At 38.5% G+C, this 19,079-nt stretch carries 11 protein-coding genes; all 11 read right to left on the bottom strand.

Translation table 11 applies throughout. The annotated features are described in order from the left end of the window. Positions 1-15: 15 nt before the first annotated feature. Positions 16-1,923: an FAD-dependent oxidoreductase gene (locus K5G00_RS23950; RefSeq protein ID WP_238769040.1), complete on the bottom strand. Its 1,908-nt coding sequence runs from the start codon at positions 1,921-1,923 to the stop codon at positions 16-18. Between the two features lie 416 nt (positions 1,924-2,339). Continuing rightward, complete coding sequence (locus K5G00_RS23945) at positions 2,340-3,356, bottom strand: glycoside hydrolase family protein (protein ID WP_238769039.1); 1,017 nt, start codon at positions 3,354-3,356, stop codon at positions 2,340-2,342. 100 nt (positions 3,357-3,456) lie between these two features. Next, entirely contained in the window at positions 3,457-5,256 is a 1,800-nt protein-coding gene (locus K5G00_RS23940; protein ID WP_238769038.1) for an arylsulfatase, read from the bottom strand. Positions 5,257-5,353: 97 nt separating this feature from the next. Then, the gene (locus K5G00_RS23935; protein ID WP_238769037.1) at positions 5,354-6,178 is read right to left on the bottom strand and encodes a sialate O-acetylesterase; all 825 of its coding nucleotides are present in this window, start codon (positions 6,176-6,178) and stop codon (positions 5,354-5,356) included. Between the two features lie 11 nt (positions 6,179-6,189). After that, entirely contained in the window at positions 6,190-8,388 is a 2,199-nt protein-coding gene (locus K5G00_RS23930) for a glycoside hydrolase family protein (protein WP_238769036.1), read from the bottom strand. 31 nt (positions 8,389-8,419) lie between these two features. After that, positions 8,420-10,354, bottom strand: a complete 1,935-nt coding sequence (locus tag K5G00_RS23925; RefSeq protein ID WP_238769035.1) for a glycoside hydrolase family 97 protein — start codon at positions 10,352-10,354, stop codon at positions 8,420-8,422. A 180-nt stretch (positions 10,355-10,534) separates the two neighbouring features. Continuing rightward, positions 10,535-11,641 carry a nucleoside hydrolase gene (locus K5G00_RS23920; RefSeq protein WP_238769034.1) on the bottom strand — a complete coding sequence of 369 codons (1,107 nt, stop codon included), beginning with the start codon at positions 11,639-11,641 and terminating at the stop codon, positions 10,535-10,537. A 295-nt stretch (positions 11,642-11,936) separates the two neighbouring features. Next, positions 11,937-13,364, bottom strand: coding sequence for a sulfatase family protein (locus K5G00_RS23915; RefSeq protein ID WP_238769033.1), 1,428 nt, complete (start codon positions 13,362-13,364; stop codon positions 11,937-11,939). Positions 13,365-13,409: 45 nt separating this feature from the next. Next, the gene (locus K5G00_RS23910) at positions 13,410-14,879 is read right to left on the bottom strand and encodes a carbon starvation CstA family protein (RefSeq protein ID WP_238769032.1); all 1,470 of its coding nucleotides are present in this window, start codon (positions 14,877-14,879) and stop codon (positions 13,410-13,412) included. A gap of 144 nt (positions 14,880-15,023) precedes the next feature. Then, entirely contained in the window at positions 15,024-15,800 is a 777-nt protein-coding gene (locus K5G00_RS23905) for a glycoside hydrolase family 16 protein (RefSeq protein ID WP_238769031.1), read from the bottom strand. 174 nt (positions 15,801-15,974) lie between these two features. Beyond that, positions 15,975-19,055 (bottom strand): glycosyl hydrolase, encoded by a 3,081-nt coding sequence (locus tag K5G00_RS23900; protein WP_238769030.1) that lies wholly within the window; start codon positions 19,053-19,055, stop codon positions 15,975-15,977. Positions 19,056-19,079 lie beyond the last annotated feature (24 nt).

The following is a 19,079-nucleotide window of genomic DNA, read 5'->3' as shown; positions in this document are numbered from 1 at the left end:
ATGATTTACTTATTTCTAATTATTTTGTGGAACTCCGTTAACTAAATGTGATTTTAGCAGGTTTAGTTTTTTTTGATACACTTCACGTGGAGAACAGTCTTCCTGCACGCAAATCGCAGCAGCCATCCCAACAACTTCCCCCATCATTCCTGTTGTGCGCATTACGCGAACAGTACCTAATGCCACATGAGTTACACTAATGTTTCTTCCTGCCATAAAAAGATTTTCAATGTTCCGGGAATATAAACACCGATAAGGAACAGCATATGGTTCAATTTCAATATGTTTGGCTTCCGACAGGAAAGGTTCTTCTGTAAAACCTTCGAGCGTCAAAGGATAGTGCAGGTCGATAGTCCAGGTTGTTGTAAAACTGGCATCAGGGTATACCGTTCTTTGTATCAGATCCTGCTCTTTCAGAATGACATCTCCCAAAAGCCTTCTGGACTCTCGTTTTCCTCCAATATAAGCTACCCATTTTAATTTATAGTTCTGGTATTTTTCTTTGTTTTTACTTTTATTTTTCAGAAAAGACCAGTTCCCATATACAGCCCGAAGACCATAGTCTCTGATATGTTCAATATCTTCAACCTGATCCCAAAAAAATCCGGTTTCCCAATTCCAGTCGCCATGCGTAAGATATTGACAAGTTTCTTCTGTAAATTGAACGGCCCATGGACATTCCGGGAACGAGGAAACTGAGTCAAGTTCTTCCGCATACCATTGAACAGATGTTCCCATAATCAAGTTGTCTCCATCATTTGGGGCGCTGGACTCTCCCGTTTTTTTACTGCTCTCCCGTCCAATTCTGTAATCGGCGCCAGCCAGGTACCCCAGATTACCATCTCCCGTACAATCTGCAAAAAGTTGTCCTTTAAATAATAATTCTTTCCCGGTGATAATGTCTTTTGCTTTAACGGAAATAATTCTGTTATCTGATTCTTGTGCAGCAAAAACATGAGTATTAAGGAATAATTCAATGTTTTTCTCTCCGCTTACAATTTTTAACTTTTTATCATCACCATAATTACTTTTCGGTCCGGCATTGTGAATTTTCTTTTCCGGATTGTTTTTTATTATCTCCAAAATTCTCTTACTTCTTTCAGATTCAGGATTACGTTTGGCTTCCCAGAGTGTCCAGTGTCCTACAGAACCAGTTTCATCAACCAGTTTTCCAAGTTTTGGGTAGGGGTCCTGAAAAATAAGTCCTGAAAGTCCAACACGAACTTCTGAACTGTTATTTCCTCCTAATACCGGGCGGTTTTGAATTAATGCTACTTTACACCCAAGTCTTGCTGCAGTAACTGCAGTGCAAATTCCGGCCATTCCTCCGCCAACAACAACTAAATCAAATTCTCCGGCATCTATTGTTTCTTTTGGAAACCCTGAATTATCGCGCCTGAATTGTGCCAAAGCATCATATTCAACAGGTGGGGTAAACCGTAAATCCTTGGTTAAAATAATCGCATCGCAACGGCCGTTAAATCCTGTCATATCATGTAAAGCTATCTCAACTTTACCTTCTTTTAACTGAATGGTACCGCCATTTTGCCAATGCCATTCAGCTCCTTTGGTTCCAAATATTGTTTTGACAGGCTTATTATCAATTAACACCTGAAATTCGCCGGGGAATTCAGACACTCTCCATAGAGCAGTCCAATCCCGGGTACGAACCCAAATCCTGTATTTCCCTTTTTCAGATATATGGACTTGCGTTTTTGCGTCCTCCACCGGAACTCCCATTCCATGTGCTAATAAATACGGAGACCCCATTTGGTCCATACTTTGCTGGTCGATAACCCATCCTCCACGATCTTCAAAACTTTCGGCTTCCAAAAAGATATGATTTTTTGAGGTTGATGGTTTCCATATCAAAATCAGCAGAAACGCAAATACAAATATTCTTGTTGTGTTATTATTATACATCGTTTTTTTATTTTCACTGTTTATCTTTTACTCCTCTGTAGTTACGAATAGTTACGGAGGCTATTAAGCAATAATTATACTATCTCTTCTCCGCTGTTTTCTCGTTAATTTGAGTTTGACCTGTTATGCATGACAGGCAACAGGTTAAATTTAATTTTTTGAATTATTAAATTATAATTTAAAGATTTTATCAAGCTATGGGGACGATTTTTTGATTCTTTTATCACACAGTTTTTTTGATTTAGGTTTTTACTAAGATTAAGCTAGTTAAGGACTTTACTTATTTCAAAAATAATTCTCACTTAAAAATATAAATGGTTAAAACCAAGTCCAACAAAATGAATAACAAAAACCTCGGAAGCGTTTCCGGAAACGTTTTCGTTCTCCGGAAACGTTTCCAGAATCAGAAGTTTTAATTATAGCACTTTCCTTCTCAAATGGTACAGCCAAAGCTTGGTTATGTCGTTTTCATTCCCAGCAACAAGCATTCTGGGATGTTTGAGCAATTTCCCGTTCATCCCATAAATCATCATAATATCCCGGGGACCAGTTCGCGGTTGATTAAAGAAAAAAGGATCAAAAAGACGCCATCGGAGACCATTATCAGAAGTATAGTGTAGCCAGGTAAATTCCTCGTTTTCAAAATGGCGGTAAAAAAGATGCCAGATATTTGCTATTTTAAACACGCGGGGCATTTCTCCTCCACCATCAACCGCAAGAACAGGCCCCGGATGTTTTTCAAATTTTAAATCATTTACAGAAGCTTTGGCATACCCGACTCTAACGCTGTCAAGTTCGCGATTTGTGTTGAAAGCTTTATAAAACATATGAAGTGTGTCTCCATCAGGGATGACACATGGATCGTCCAGACGCATGGAATCCCAATCATCAACGGAACCAGGTGTTATCACTACACCATGTTTTTCAAAATTTCCCATTGGCGCCCCGTTTTTATCGGCTTTAGCTATAGCAAGAATAATGGAACGTGACATATATCCTGATTCTCCCTTTTTTGCATAAATGTTCGTACTATCATTGTTTGACTTAGGTGTGCCACCATAAAAAAGATATATTTTGTCATCGGTAGCATATACATGCGGACTTGAGCACCCTACGGCATCGGGAACACCAAGTTCAGCATGTTTTGCGACGGTAGACACATATTCCCAATGATACAAATCGCTGCTTCGATAATACCTTATCACTGCATTATAAGGAGACATTCCTTTTTCCAGATAATCCGTAAAAAGATGATATTTTCCCTTTTTATCCTGATAACAGCTGGCCATTCTGGGTTGATAAGGTGTGATATCAAAAGCAGGTTTTTCACTATCCGGTTCTAACTTAAAATATTCAGAAGTAGCAACTTCTGTTTGAGATTTTGTGAACATGGATAGGGTTAATAACATATACAGGCTAAATATTTTTTTCATTATGTAAACAAAAAATGGAGAGACTTTAGGTTTTATAAGCTTACTGTGCTATCTTATCGCATAAACTTTAAACATCTTCAATAAAGAAATAATTTTCTTATCACATTCTTTCTATGTACAAATAGTAGGCAGGGTAAACCCTGTTTTCACTATCGATCAACTGTGCTTCCAGATCATATTTCCCGGCAGGAACATAACCGATAAAGGTCACGTCCTTTTGACCTTGAGTGATATTTGCAAATTTTTCTATATTAGCTACATATAAGTACGCTTTTACAAAATCATTCTTTTCACTTGCAGGCATGGATCTCTGCAATTCGATAGGCTTTTTTGCCGCAGGAAAAGTCTCATTAATATTTAACCCGCTTTCTCTTGGAAATCTGCAAAGGCTTATTTTATAATTAGCGCTTTCAACAAATTCAATTTTCCATCTTCCTGTCGCCTGCGAGGCTGTTGTTGCACCGTACTGATGCCAGATTAATCCATGTTTGCCAGTCAGCATATCATGTGCTGATATCCGACTTGGGCTTTCATACCGAGATCCTACTTTTATGTATGCATATTTTTCATCTATACCTTCTTCCAAAAATGACTGCCACCACCTTTCATATCCTTCTGCTAATCGAGCCGCCACCTCCGGATATTCTTCGATAACATTGTTGTGTTGTCCCAAGTCTTTGGAAATATAAAACAATTCATCTCCATTTACCAAACGCCATTCTTGATCCATTACGGAATAGTTTCTGTATTTTACGAGATTTTGCAGTCTTTGTGTATCCATATACAGAATTCGATTGGGCCATTTACTATTTTTATCATAAAACAGAGGTTTCAGGCTAATACCATCCAACGACTTTACAGGTGTAAAATCAAGATTCAACATATCAACAAATGTTGGTAACAAGTCATAATGTGCAACCAACTTATCAATATCTTTTCCTCCGACTAATTCTCCATTAGGCCAACGAATAAAAAATGGCACACGATGCCCTCCATCATATTCACTCCCTTTACGGCCTCTTAATCCGGCATTGAAAACTAAGTTTCCGCTGGCTGTACCGTTATCGGTTGTAAATATGAGAATCGTATTATCTGTGAGATTTAATTCATCCAATTTGTTTTCGAGGGCTTTAAAATTATCGTCAATATTAGTAATCATCCCGTAAAAACGTTGAACATCTTCCGGAAGTTTGTCATAATTTTTATAGATGTCGAGATACTCTTTTGGTAAATTTAACGGGCCATGTGGAGCATTTGTCGAGATATAGCAAAAAAACGGGTTGTCTTTGTTTGCTTCAATAAAATTTATTGCTTCCTTGAAAAATACATCTGTGCAATATCCCTCGTATTTTTCGGGTTCGCCATTGTGCCAGTAGGTATCGTCAAAATAATCATTTCCCCAGTAATCGGGACCCTGTGTAATACCTCCACCGCCATGCCGAACAACTTCGTGAAACCCTCTGTCTTCAGGACGATAAGGATAATTGTCACCCAGGTGCCATTTACCAAACATGCCATTGGTATATCCATTTTGGGCAAATATCTGTGGGAGGAGTACTTCATCCTCAAAAAGGAGTGAGTGACCAGCAATGGTATGATACACATTTACTCTGTTGGTATGTCTCCCTGTCATCAAAGAACCACGTGTCGGAGCACACGTAGTTGATACATGATAATTTGTAAACCTTACTGCTTCCTTATATAATTTATCAATATTGGGTGTTTTAACGTAGGGATTTCCCATACAACCAAGATCCCCCATCCCCTGATCATCGGTTATTACTATAACAACATTTGGTCTCTCTTCCTCCAAAGGTGTTGCATTTACAGTCAACGGAACTCCTAGTAAAAAAAATATTGACGATATTATCACACATGAATTCTTAAACCTGATTTTCATATTATTAAAATTTAAGTAGACAAAACAATTCAAACAATCCCATGCACAAATTGCAAGTGAATGAAAATGCAAAAAAGAGAAATAGAATCTTATATGTTTATTCATTGTCCTCTTGGTTATAATGTTTATAGACGAATTCAGCAGCTTTTGTACCGATATCATTCAAGCCTTCCTGATTGTAATGGACTTTGTCTTTAAACCACTTTCGTTGTCCAAACTCATTTGTTTCTCCATAAGCGATATAAACTCCGTTCATCTTTTTCGCAATTATCGTCTGAACATCTCTCACAGCCCGACAACCGCCAGGTGCTTTATCCTGCTGATAAGCCGTTTGTACGATAAAAAATGGTAAATCTTCACCAAATTCATTTCTGAACCTTTTGATCAATCCTTCAAGTACCTTTTGGTATTCAGTTGCAGTTAATTGTCCAGCCAAAATAGCATTTGCATCGCGTTCGCCTTGAATCCAGAGGACACCAGACAGACGAATGCCTGACTTTATTTCGGCCATTTTTGTTTTTTCAACTGCCTGAGCAAAGAGTTTGCCCGAAGTATCCCATGTACCGTAGTTAGCCATTTCCGCTTTCCAGTGACACGAGGCACCTCCCCGGGCTGCCGTCACCATATAAATTTTTTGCCTAAAGAGTTCATACATCCCCTTTGCAAAAGCGGGAGCCACACTTCCTGTTCCGGCTTCCTGGAATTGCTTCCATGATTTCCCTGCAGGATCTCTTAGTGGAATAAATTTATTGTTTTGAGCATCAAATTCAAATGCTGTATTTGTTTTACATACAGGACTATTTAACGAATCTCCCTGCCCAACAGCATTACTCTGACCGGCTAAAAGGAAGAGTTGAGATTTTTGAACAGAATTAGAAAAACAATTCATCAAAATAAAGATTACGATTATTTGAGTTTTCATAACTATCTTTTTTAATAAATTAGCGGAACTATTGTTGAAAATGATATTTCACTATCGACAGGTAATGTTGCCATAATAAGTGCTTTCATCTTACCATGTTCCATATAAATTTTTGGCATGTCACAGGTGCGCGTGCACGTTGTAACATCACCATCTGTCCAGGGAATTTTTCCTGAAAGAAATACCAGTGGTGCTTGCGCCAATTTCCAATTTAATCCGGATGAGTCTGAAGTCCAAAGCAACATTGAACCTTTTGGATAGTCCGAAAAACTTTGATAACAATCTTTGCCGATACAATAGTAACGTCCGTCTTGATACCACTGCACATGGTCATCAATAGCAAATTTAGACTGCACGTCAGTATCATCCTCTTTGTTCTCTACTGTAATAAAAGGAATATTCGTATCAACAAACGGGCCTAAGGGTGAATCAGACAAAGCAGTTACATGCACCACCTTTCCACCCCATGTGCTTCCGTCAACAGTAACGTATTTGTATGCCATGAGAAACTTACCATCGGGGCGAAGGGAGACCACAGGTGTAGCAGTCATCTGTCGCCCATTCGAAATATCTATTAAAGGCTTATCAAAACGTTTCCATTCACCATTAATGTTATCAGTTATAGCAACACCAACTCTCTGATTATTGCGATTTACCCACCATTCAGGATTATCTGTTTCAGGCATAAAATCATCAGGAGTTGTAGCCCAATAACCGGAACCTTTGTTCCCATTATAGTAAAGATAATATTTGCCATCATACTCAATTAAATGAGGATTGTGAGTCATCTCACCATCCCAATATTCATTGCCTCGTGCTGGAAGCACCACATTTTTAAAAACATAAGGTCCAGTTAAATTATCTGACACTGCATGAGCCACTTCTGAATGTGTTACCCAGGCATGGTGCCCACGAGATTTTAACCAACGTGAATAAATGGCATGATATTTCCCATCTTTCCCTTTAATAATATTTGTTCCCCAAACATTATATTTCTCTTCTTGAATGATATTGGATTTATCCAATTCTTCGGGAAGTAATTGTTGAAAATTTAGTTCTTCATATTTTTGTTTTAAAGGTATTCTTACATTGCACGAATGATCACGATATACCCCATCGACAGTCAAGCTTAATGCACCATACAAGGATCTTGGAATACCATTTTCAATTAACAATTGTGGGCGTTCAAGTTGTGCGGTACTCTTTTCTCCATTTTCCCATTCAAATCTACTCCTTAGTACAAGCGGATGTTTTGTTGGTTTCCAATCGTACCCATTTTCCGATTTCATTAGGGCCAAAGCCCCGGCATCTCCTGTATATGTTCCAACAACATCGCGTACAATTGCATAGTATTTATTATACTGGTGCCATACATAAGGATCTTCGGCAACCATATGAATATTTTCTGTTCCTTTTAGCTCAAAAATTGGTTCGCTGTGTTTTTTGAAAGGTCCCAGAGGGTTATTTGCAAAAGCCACCATAAAGCGAACCTTTTTCCCAGTCGAAAGTTTGTAACTCTCATCAGTAGATAAATCAATGGACTTATAATTTTTACCTTTATCGACCGCTTTGTATATCAAAATAATTCTCTCATCACTCGTATAATTAACTGCAGGATTTGAGGTCATCAATGCATCATAAGCTGTGGGATTATCACTTACATCTATTATTGGTTTATTCAAACGCTTCCATGGCCCGGAAGGATTGTTGGCAACGGCGACGCCTATTCGCTGGTTATTGCGATAAATCCACCAATCTTTGTTACTCATCGAAATAGGTTGTTTGGCTTCAATAAGGCCAGTAGTTCCCATGTAGTAAAGGTAGTATAAGCTATCTTTTCTGAGTATTGTTGGATTGTGGGTTGTTGTTCCATCCCAGAACTCTTTTCCCCGAGGAGGAAGCGTAACATTTACAAATTCAAAAGGACCATCAACATTGTCTGAAACAGCATAAGCAATCTCTGAGTGGGTTACCCACGCATAGAAACCAAGTTCGCGTTTCCAACGGGAATAAAACATGTGGTATTTCCCATCTTCACCTTTAACAACTGAAGCTCCCCAAATGTAATAATCAGAATCGATGAATTTATTTAATTTGGAAACAGGTTGCACCATGACCCCAATATTTAGTTCCTGACCTTTTACAAAACCTGAATTTAAAACAAATACAGCATAAGGTAGTATGAAAATTATTGGAACGATTTTCTTCATAATATATACCGGCTATCGGATTTAAAACTGATTATTTCTCCCTTGCTTTAAACCAAATTACAGCACCTCCATTCGCGGCTAAATTCAACATTAATTTATTATTCTTATCACAAATAATTGCTTCTTTTTTGAATGGAATGGCTGTATTACGCTTTGTTAAATTAGCCCTTGGGTTTAGTCCTTCCAAAGGGACGGGTTCTGCTAAAATATCATCCGAAAATATTTCAGCAGAATAATTTCCTTCCTTTAGAAAATTACAATTCACCTGCAATTGTTTTTTCTCTCCGGCACTTAAAACTCCCAAGTACCAGTCATTCCCTTTTCTGCGTGCAAGAATTGCCAATTCACCTATTTTACTTTGTGGAAGAACAAAAGTTTCATCCCAAACCGATGGCACCTCGTTAATAAAATTAATGGCAGGTTGAATTTTTTGTGTCTTCAACAAATATTCGGGATTTTCGGCGATACATTGAAAAGGAGAATAATAGCAAACCAGTGTAGCCAGCTGATGCGCCCAGGTAGTTTCTCCGGGAGCAGTAAAAGCAAGTGGCGTATAATCTGCATGTCCTGTAACGTAGCGAGTAAAAGGCAAAGCTGCATTGTGACTCGCAGAAAGTGGTCCTTCTTTCATATTATTTAGTTCAACTCCCCGAATTCCTTCACGTGAAACTTCGTTCGGATATGTTCGGTACTCGCCTGAACTTTGCTGGCAACCGTGAAAATTAACCATCAACTTTCGTTCTGCAGCCAGCTTTAAAAGTGCTTCATCAAAGTTGATGAGTGATTTAGTCTCGCCATTCATAAAATCTACTTTTACGCCGACAGCACCGGTTTGTTTTAAACTATCCAGAAATCCAGCCATCAAGGCATACCCGTTTTCAGGAAAATTGAGCTGATCGGAATGTTTCCATAAAAAAATGCCTACATTTTTATTTTTTGCATAATTACACAACTCTGTAACTGTCTCCCATTTGTTACTCCACCTTTCCCAACCTTCGTCAACCATTGTGTATTCAAATCCAAGTTTTTCAGCATTATCAACAGTACGCTTTTCTGCTTCAAAAGTTGAGAACTTTCCCGACCACCAATACCAGGCTGCTTTTCCAGGTTTAATCCAACTCATATCAGCAAACAATCTTTCATCCGGTTTTGGGTTTAGCGATGGAACAAGGGTATTATTGACAAGGCTATTTAAATCATCAGCTAAAAGAATACAACGCCAGGGAGTTAAAATATCTCCTTCAATTTCAAACCCTTTTTCATCTTCTGTAAAATTTGCTTTGAATGTATTGTCACCAATAGCCTCCAAGCGCATTCCGCTGTAATTATATAAGGCAGCTTCAGCCACTAAAGCATAACCACCGGCCGGCATCTCGCAGGTTATTGTCAGCCCCTGAACCGGTCCCATTTTTGAAACAGTTGGCATTTTTGAAATATCTGAGCAGAGCCATTCTCCAGCATGAGATTTTAATTTCCAATCGTTGTTGCGTTCGAAATACCACACTTTTGTATTGTTTGGGAACCGGAATGAACTTAATTCTCCTTTAACATCCTGAGTGCCGGTACCTGGAACTATGTACCTGTAAGCTACTCCCTCTACAGAAACCAGAAATTCAAGAAACCAGGTAAAACCATCTTTTTCCTTTATTTCAAATTTTGAGATATTCGCCTTGTGGTTAGCAGTATTCTTTCCACCAAACATTGAATAGTCAAATTCTTCACTGAAACGATCAGAAAGCTTTATTTTTGAATTAGACCCTAAACTTTTCTCATTTACTATAATTCCTATCAAAGAGGTATCTATAATTACATGCCCATCTTTTTTTACGGTGTATGATATTTGATGATTTTTTAATTGTAAAACCTGGGCTTCGACGCCATTGTTAGAAATATTAAATTCTGTTTTATTAGAAGTACATCCTGCAATAAACAGGAGGGTAACCAGTAGTAAAATTAGATTTTTCATTTATGTCATTTCTTTAAATTTATTTCTGTTTTAATCATTCAAGGCCTGTGAGTCAAACTCAATTATGAGATACACCCCCACACCAAAAGCTATACAGATCATTCTTCAATAAATACTTTACGCTTTGTATAAACAAATCGGAAAGGAACATCCAAATACTATCAGAAAATGAAGAGTTCTCTAATTCGGATGCTTTTCTTTTTGTAATAACATTGGTTTTCTGTTGGTAGGAGGATCGCCTGAATATTTCAATTTTGCAGGCTTTTGTATCATTAAATCTTCAATGATTACAGCCAGATCCCTTTTGGGCATCTTGTCGATTAACCTGTAATGATTTCCATTTTCGTTGGGTATCCAGTCAATTACCGCACGATCTTTAACAACCATTGTACCTCTTTCCAGGTCAAAATAGTTCCGCACACCTCTTACCGCAACCAAAACTGCTGTTTGGTCGTAACTGGATCTCCCTCCTTTTCTGTATTTATAGTTAGAAACTGTATCCAATCTGTCTTCAATAAATGCTATCTCGTATGCATCTTTCACCGGATTATTTTTTGTTTTCGTTTTCACCAAACGATCACCTGTCCGAATAGAACGTCCTATCTCTCCCCCGCTAATAATGATTTTGGTTGGCCAGTTTTCAAAAACATATTTTCCACTCTGAACATCCAGTAATATATTACATGCGTCTTTCCCTTCCTTGAAATCGCCGGCCATAGATACCAATTGTTTAACTTTTTTCTGCACTAATTCCACTCCCGTCAGCGGACTTATTTGATCCGGCGTAGATTTTAATAAAATGTTCAAATTTGTTAAAAACCCGACAGTAACAATTGTCACACTACTATCAGGCTGGTTACTTAATACCTTTCGATAAACTGAAACTGCATCAGGTGCCTTTGAAGTTGCAGAAATAGTATGCTGATAATGTAATGGTAATTCTTCTGTCCACTTTCTGACTTTATGCCATGGGCCAAAGGCTCCGGCCCTGCCTTTTACTGATCCAATTGGTATATTCGGTCGTCCGTAATATGTATTGATTATGTCAATCAATGGAACTGATTTCTCATATTGGTTGGAGCTTCCGCATGCCAATATTTCGACTTCTCCATTATCAGCAAAAGCATTCAAGGCTGCCAAAGCCCCCACATCATCATAATCTGGTCCCATGTCTGTATCAAAGATGACTGAAACCTTTTCAATAGGGTGCCAGACATTTTTTTTCGCCAAACTGATGTATAAAAGAATACCTGCAAAAAAAATTAACAATATTAGTCTTTTCATCATTTTTGATTTTCTTTATTTTAAAATTTCAAAGTTCAATACATCTCCTTCAACTTCACCTTTTATATATTTACCGTCGGGGCTAATCCTATATTTCGAAAACAATCTATCAGTTCGCTTAGCTTGTTCTGCTATTTCACAGATTGCTGTTTTAAAAATTATATTACCAAAACATCTTTCATGAGCAAAAAAAACCACTTGACCATTTATTGTAACCACATATACTTCACTTCTTTTACTACTGATCTAATCAATACAATAATGTCGTTTCTTTCGTTTTCTTATTTCCAACCACTTACTATTTCGAAAAAGGAAGCATCAACGTTTTTCCGTAGCCAATCCGTTTTCGTTTTTGTACATATTGTCGTGTATCTGTAAAAATATCCATTTCGCCCGTTACGCGAGGGTCTTTGGTCAACATACCATATTGGCGAAATTCATTGGCGAGCCTTTGCATATCATCAGCAAAGGCAGGATCTTTCGACAGATCATTCAATTGCCAGGGATCATTTATAAGATCATAAAATTCAACTTTTGCCGGTTTAATGGATTCTATATTTGTAAGAGGTAATCCATTTTCATCCACGTTGTTATAAGATACAATATAAGCAAACCGATCATCGCGGATACTTCTTGATGACCTGCTATCGGGATCAAATTCGCCATGCCACTCCAGACCTGTTACAACTGAATTCCGATCTGCTTCAATACGCCCCGACTTTTTCGATTCCAGGATCCGCAGCAGACTTGAGCCGCTCATATCTGCGGGTGGTTTTATTTCCGCAACCTCAAGAAAAGTTGGCGCAAAATCAGTAAAACAAACAAAATCACTTACTTTCCTCCCAGCTTTCACACGTGACGGCCACATAATTGCGAGTGGTTCATGCACACCCAGATCATAGCCACTTGCTTTACCCACTTGTTTTTCCCCTCTTAATATTGGTGTACCATTGTCAGAAGTCACAACAACTAAAGTGTTATCTAATTCGCCAATGGCTTTCAGGCTTTCCAGCATCCTTCCGAGTTGCATATCGGCGTAACATATTTCATAAATATAGTTTGCTCTATCTTGTCGGTTCTCTCTTGTGTCCTCAACACCAGGGAAAAGTTGAATTTGATCGAGGGTAATCCCAAATTCCTCCTCCAACCGCTTATAATTTTCACTGCCATTAGGAAGATGAGGCTCCGAAAGACCTGCCCAAAAGAAAAATGGCTGGTCCATTTTCCTCGCTTTTAGAAACAAGTCAAAATTGGCTGCATAATCGTTATCTACAATACCTTCAATTTTATTATCAATTTTTGCCTCATTAAACGGGACTCCAGACACTTCTGAATGTCCATTCTCAATATGTACACCGGGGCCCCAGGTTTTTTGGGTGTTTCCGATATAATATCCATTTTTCGCTAATATATCTGTAAAAACAGGAAATTTCTTTGGCAAGAAAGCCTGAATAAAAGCCCCTTGTTCCAGCTCCCAGAAGTTGCGACCAGTAAGTACACTTGCCCTTGACGGGGCACATGATGGTGCAGAGGTAAAGGCATTGGTAAATAAAATACCCTCTTCTGCTACCTGATCAAAGTACGGTGTTGGTATCTTTCCAAAGCCATAGGCACTTCGCTCTATCCAACTTTCATCATCTGTAATAAAAAAAAGAATATTAGCTCGCTTTTCTTTCTGGCAAGAAAATAAGATTGAGAATAAAATCAACACAATGTATCTATTCATTTTCGATTTGTTTTTTAGTTAACAGATTGGTTAAGTAATTATAATTTAGAGTTTTGTATTTGTATCGCTCAACACTTGTTTGAGTTGATATTTAGGCCAGTCTAAAACTTTAAAGTTTATTAGCAGCAACCACCCGCATAATGTCAAGGCGACAATTATTCCAATAGTATAAGAAATCACGTAAGAAAGTTGAAAACCTTCCGGTGCAATTAAAATATAGGTTATTACAACTGCTGTCATAAAAGTTGCAGGAATCAGAACGAACCAAAAGGTTTTACCATTTTTAAGCATGTATACAACTGCTGCCCATAAAACAATCGTTGCCAACACCTGATTTGACCATCCAAAATAACGCCATATAACTGCAAAATTAACCCGTGTGAGAGCCAGCGCAATTGTAAAAACCGGAATGGTAATTATCAAACGCTTAATTAATTTTTGCTGATTTATTTTAAACGAGTCAGCTATGGTTAGCCTTGCACTTCTGAAAGCGGTATCGCCGGAAGTAATTGGGGCCGCCACTACACCAAATATGGCAAGAATACCACCAATCCTGCCCAGCATTGTATTACAGATAATATTTACGGCCCATGCTGCATTGTGTCCCTCTTCTGCCATCGTTTTACCCAATTCACTAACTCCGCCAAAAAATGCCATTGCTACAGCTGCCCATATTAAGGCGACTATCCCTTCTGTAATCATAGCTCCAAAAAATATTTTCTTCCCAAGCAACTCATTGGTGACACATCTTGCCATTAAAGGCGACTGAGTAGAATGAAAACCTGATATAGCCCCACAGGCAATGGTTATGAACAACAGCGGAAAAGCAGGGAAGTCATCTGGTGAAGCGTGTAAATTTGCAAAGTTCTGAGCGTTTAACTCTGGTATCCTATAATCCCCCAAAAGCAGGGATATAAACAATCCAATAGCCATGATTAACAATGAAATCCCAAATAACGGATATACTTTCCCGATTAACTTATCAATTGGAATCATAGTGGCCAAAATATAATAAATGAAAATTGCAGCAATTAAAATGGCTACGTTAATCCCAGTTAGTTCGTACATGATGGTTGCAGGACCTTTTACAAAAACTACCCCGACAAGGATCAACAAAACAACTGCAAAAATTCTCATAAACTGCCTTACCCCGTTCCCCAGGTATTTGCCAACGATTTCAGGGACACTTTCTCCATCATGTCTGATTGATAACATCCCGGAGAAATAATCGTGCACAGCTCCTGCAAAAATACACCCAAATACAATCCACACAAATGCAATCGGGCCCCACAAAGCACCAGCAATAGCTCCAAAAATTGGGCCTAAGCCAGCAATATTTAAGAACTGGATAAGAAATATCTTTCCGGTTTTAAGCGGAACAAAATCAACACCATCCTGTTTAGCGATAGCCGGTGTCTCTCGGTTTTTATCCGCACCAAATTTTTTTTCCACATAAGTTCCGTACAGGAAGTAGCCCACAATTAATATAAAAATGCAAATTAGAAATGTTATCATAGTTATCGGGTATTATTGGTCTCAGTCTATTTCTATGTAATCTTCTTACTTTTAGTGCCATTTTCAACATTACTCCAATGGCACCTTCGGGTTATTACGGATTTACGCCCGTTTTATATTTACAGTCGGTAATATGTTTCAAACCTATTTATTAAATATTTTAACATAATCAATCTCCATGTAAGTTCCATCTATTTCATCGCTTACTTCTCCCGCCCATGTTATAATGGCCAGACTTAACAGAACAGGAGCAGGAGAATGACAAAATTCATTTTTCGCTCTACGGATTTCCTTTCCGTCCAAATAGTAAATTAATTCCTGCTCATTCCATTCCAGACCAAATGTGTGGAAGTCTTTCGAAAAATCTGTTTGATCAAACTGAAACGTTTTGTGAAAAGAGGGATGTGTTTTTTTCCCATCTGTGTTGACCGTTATATCGGACCAGTTATGAATGTTTGTATTCACTTCATTGGGATAGTGACCTTCATTTATGTCAATTTCAAATCGTTTCCCTGTTGACGGTTCAGAAGCTGAAGACCTTGTCATCAGCCAGAATGAATTATTTGTTCCGGTCTCTGAAGCGTAGCGGTAACGACACTCAAAATAACCGTAGCGGAAATCTTTTCTTGTCCACATACTGGCAGAAGTCCAATCTTGTCCACCTCGCGATTCTTTGCGATTTACCAGTCGTACTGTTCCACTTCCAACTTCAATATTTTCCGGCCAACGGCTGCACAATATATGTCCGCTTGGACCATTCTGAGATTCCCACACCTTTAATAATTCTTCTCTGTTTGCGTAGTTAAACTCGTCTTTCCAAACTAACTCCCGTTCTTTTGTTTCGGGCAAATTATTGTCCTGCGAACATGCAAACTGAACTATTCCTATACAAAATATGCTTATTAAAAAAAGTGTTCTCATTGTTGTTTGTTTTTATTGGTAAAAAATGAATAAATAAAGTCTCCCTTTTTTTAGTACCTGATTCAGGTATTGGCAACATTTCAAAATCAAAATATCTTAAAATCCACAATAGGATGATAAAAAATTGACTTTTCATACGTATTAAACCGATTATATCTCTTTACTATACTATTATTACCTTACTTCTACTTTTACCTTCGAAATTAATTGTACAGGACCGATTAAGCCCGACGGAACTAATTCTTTGTTTTTCAAATGTTCCCATTTCCATCCCACAAAAGCTTTACGACCAGTGGGACTCTCTTTTCCTTCAATTACCCAATCGGGAATCTTAGCTAATCCCATCCCTTTTGCCGTAGAGCCAGTATTGGTGGTCCATTCACAATCTTCTGGTAGTTCCTGGTCTCCAATTACACGGTTTACCCAAAGGTTGGCCACATTTATTTTAAGAGCATTTTCCCCTGTTTTTAACGCACCTGTAATATCAATAACGAAAGGGCGCTTCCAAAGTACTCCTACTGATTTCCCATTAACAAATACTTCGGCTGCCACATTTACTTCACCAAGGTCCAAAATCATTTTTTCACCCTGATTCAATTCATCAATATTTATTTTATTCTCGTAAGTAATTGTTCCCGAAAAATATTTTACGTTCGCCTCATCGTACTTTGCGAGATCTACTAATTCCCTCAAAATTAAAGGTTCCGGAGCCCCACTACCATCAAAAGAAACATTCCAGGGTGTTGTTAACATGTATTCTCCAACTTTTTTTGCGGGGGTGAAATTATTGGCACTCTCCTCTTTTATAGCTTGGCGAAATACAACAAAAACAGAACCGGCCTCCTTCATTCTCAATGTTACCTCCATTCGCCCGTCTACCAATTTTTGATATTCAGGCGCTATAATTATCTCACCGGTTTCAGCATCCCATAATTCAGGTAATTTATCTGCTACTCTGAATTTAGCTTTTATAGTTTTGGCTCTGTTGTGTTGGTTACTAACAAAATACATGTCTGTTTGAGCAGTACTCCGATGGATAAACTCAACACCATTTCCAGGAAACAAAGCTCCTTCATATTGCCTGGCATCATCCAGGGTAAAATCAAAATCAGGCAAAAGGTTACAATCCGCACATGCATCCAAAATGTTTGCTGAGGCATAAACCGTTCCTTTTCCATAGCTATTCTTATATTTTATTTCACCATCTGATTTTCCCCAGATTCGGGAAGTAAGGATTTGCAGTTCAGCAAGGGCTGAATCTGCATTATTCAAGCCGGGAACACATGTTGGTTTATTAGCAACAACAACGGCTCCTTCATTAATTAATTTTTCCAGTGTTTTTAAAACTTCCGGTCTGGCATGATCTGAATTCATTACTACAAGAATTACATACTCCAGTCCGTTAGGTAAAACGAGCTTCCCATCCTTAACCTTTACAGCTTCAAGAATATCCCTGTTACAAAAATCGTAATCGTAACCATAAGGTACAGAGGGGTGCAAATCTTCTCTCAATTCCGGATCAACAGGTGCGTCTTCACCAACATAGTACAAAACATCACTTTTCGGATTCCCTGCTTGAAGCATATACTGACAACGAGCCATATAATCAAACCAGGGTTTGGCATATTTCCACCAGGTATTGTGTCTATTGAACAGAGAGCCATACGATCCCAAAAGCAATCCGGGTTCTTGTCTGAATGGGCTGTTTGCATATCCATGCAACCAAAACTGATTAATGCCTTTACAATAAAACCAGTCTCCCTGTGCTTTTATATCGCGGGGGTTAGTTTCAAATATTTTTCCCGGAGAACCTGTAAATGCTTCGGCACCTACTATTTTTCTGCCATAGGTGTGTGCAGAAGAGGAAGACAATTTGGCAATTCCACCGAGGTTGCTCGAACTATTTGCCCAAAATTCAGAAGCCGGAATATCTATGTATTTACCCGAAGCAAAATCATTGGTATTTCCAAAGTTTCCATATCCCTCGGCAACAAATCTTACCCCGTTATCATGAGCCAAAGTCTGAAAACGTTTGTAATAATTTTTAATAATCATGTCACTGACCGTTTTTCTAAAATCCCATAAAAATTTTTCTGTGAAATCGGTACTTTCAACCACTCGTCCGGTAATTGCAGGTAAATATTTGCGAATGTCATACCCCCTCATTTTGTTAAAATTGTTCTCAAAACCTTTTGTCCAATTCTGATGACCAGCCTCGTAGCTGTCAATGGTTACAGATGCTATCGAACTTTTTTCTCCCTCTTTTCCTGCCACAAGCATCCTTTTTACCGATTCTTTCCAATGAAAGTCCACCGCTGCCGCCGACATTTTATCAACTTCGAGCCCTTTACCTCCTTTGGGAGCAGGATGATTTGAACGCCCTGTTGGCTGATAACCGACACGCAATATTGTCCAGTCACCTTCAGGCACATCCCACTGCAAATTCCCATCCTCATCCAGGTTGTCAGTCAAATCAATCATATCGTTCATTTTTACCACATCTTCAGGTGGAGCCTGTCGTTTATCTTTTATATATCTCGCCATTTTTGAATAGCCGGCTTTTTCCCACCAACCATCGATGCGATAAGGTTTACCTGCTATCTCTCCCTTTGGAGTAGGAAAAGCCAGTAGTGCAATATCGTGGTAGTAGCCCCTTACATAATCGCGAGGCATATAATAGCGTAAATTAACTATAGTATCACGCTTCATATCACGTTCCAGTCCTAATGCGGGTTTTGGAATACTTAGTTTTTCATCAAACTTCAATGGTCCTTTAAGCTGTTTTTCTGTCCATACGACCTCTTGCATAGCGTTTTCAGGTGTGTTCCAAGGACCTCCGGAAGCCGACCAACCCGGACCATTCATCACCCCCATTTCCAAACCTAATCGTTTAGCTTCTTTTTTGGTATGAATAAACATCTTCCACCATTCATCGCTGTAATAAATTACCGAACCAGGAGGTGTTCCCTCGGCTGCATTAAAAACACTGAATCCACCAATCCCTGATGCTTTCATGGATTCAAGGTCTGTCGTAATGCCCTCTTTTGTCAGGTTTCCATTCAACCAATGATACCACACCTGTGTTTTTGCAGAATGAGGTGTTTCTTTGAAATAAACCTCTGACCATTCACAGTTTTCCGTGATTAAATTATTGACATCTGCATCCGGTGACGGAGTATGCGTACACCAAAAAAATGCCAGAAGGACAAGCATAAAAGGTATTTGCTTTATAATCTTTGTTTTAAAGGTTTTCATTGTTACTGTAATTTTTTTCTTTAT

The sequence above is a fragment of the Maribellus maritimus genome (assembly GCF_022267315.1).
Classification (GTDB): Bacteria; Bacteroidota; Bacteroidia; order Bacteroidales; family Prolixibacteraceae; genus Draconibacterium; species Draconibacterium maritimum.
Note: the sequence above shows the minus strand (reverse complement) of the source record. Positions and strands in the feature narration are given on the sequence as shown.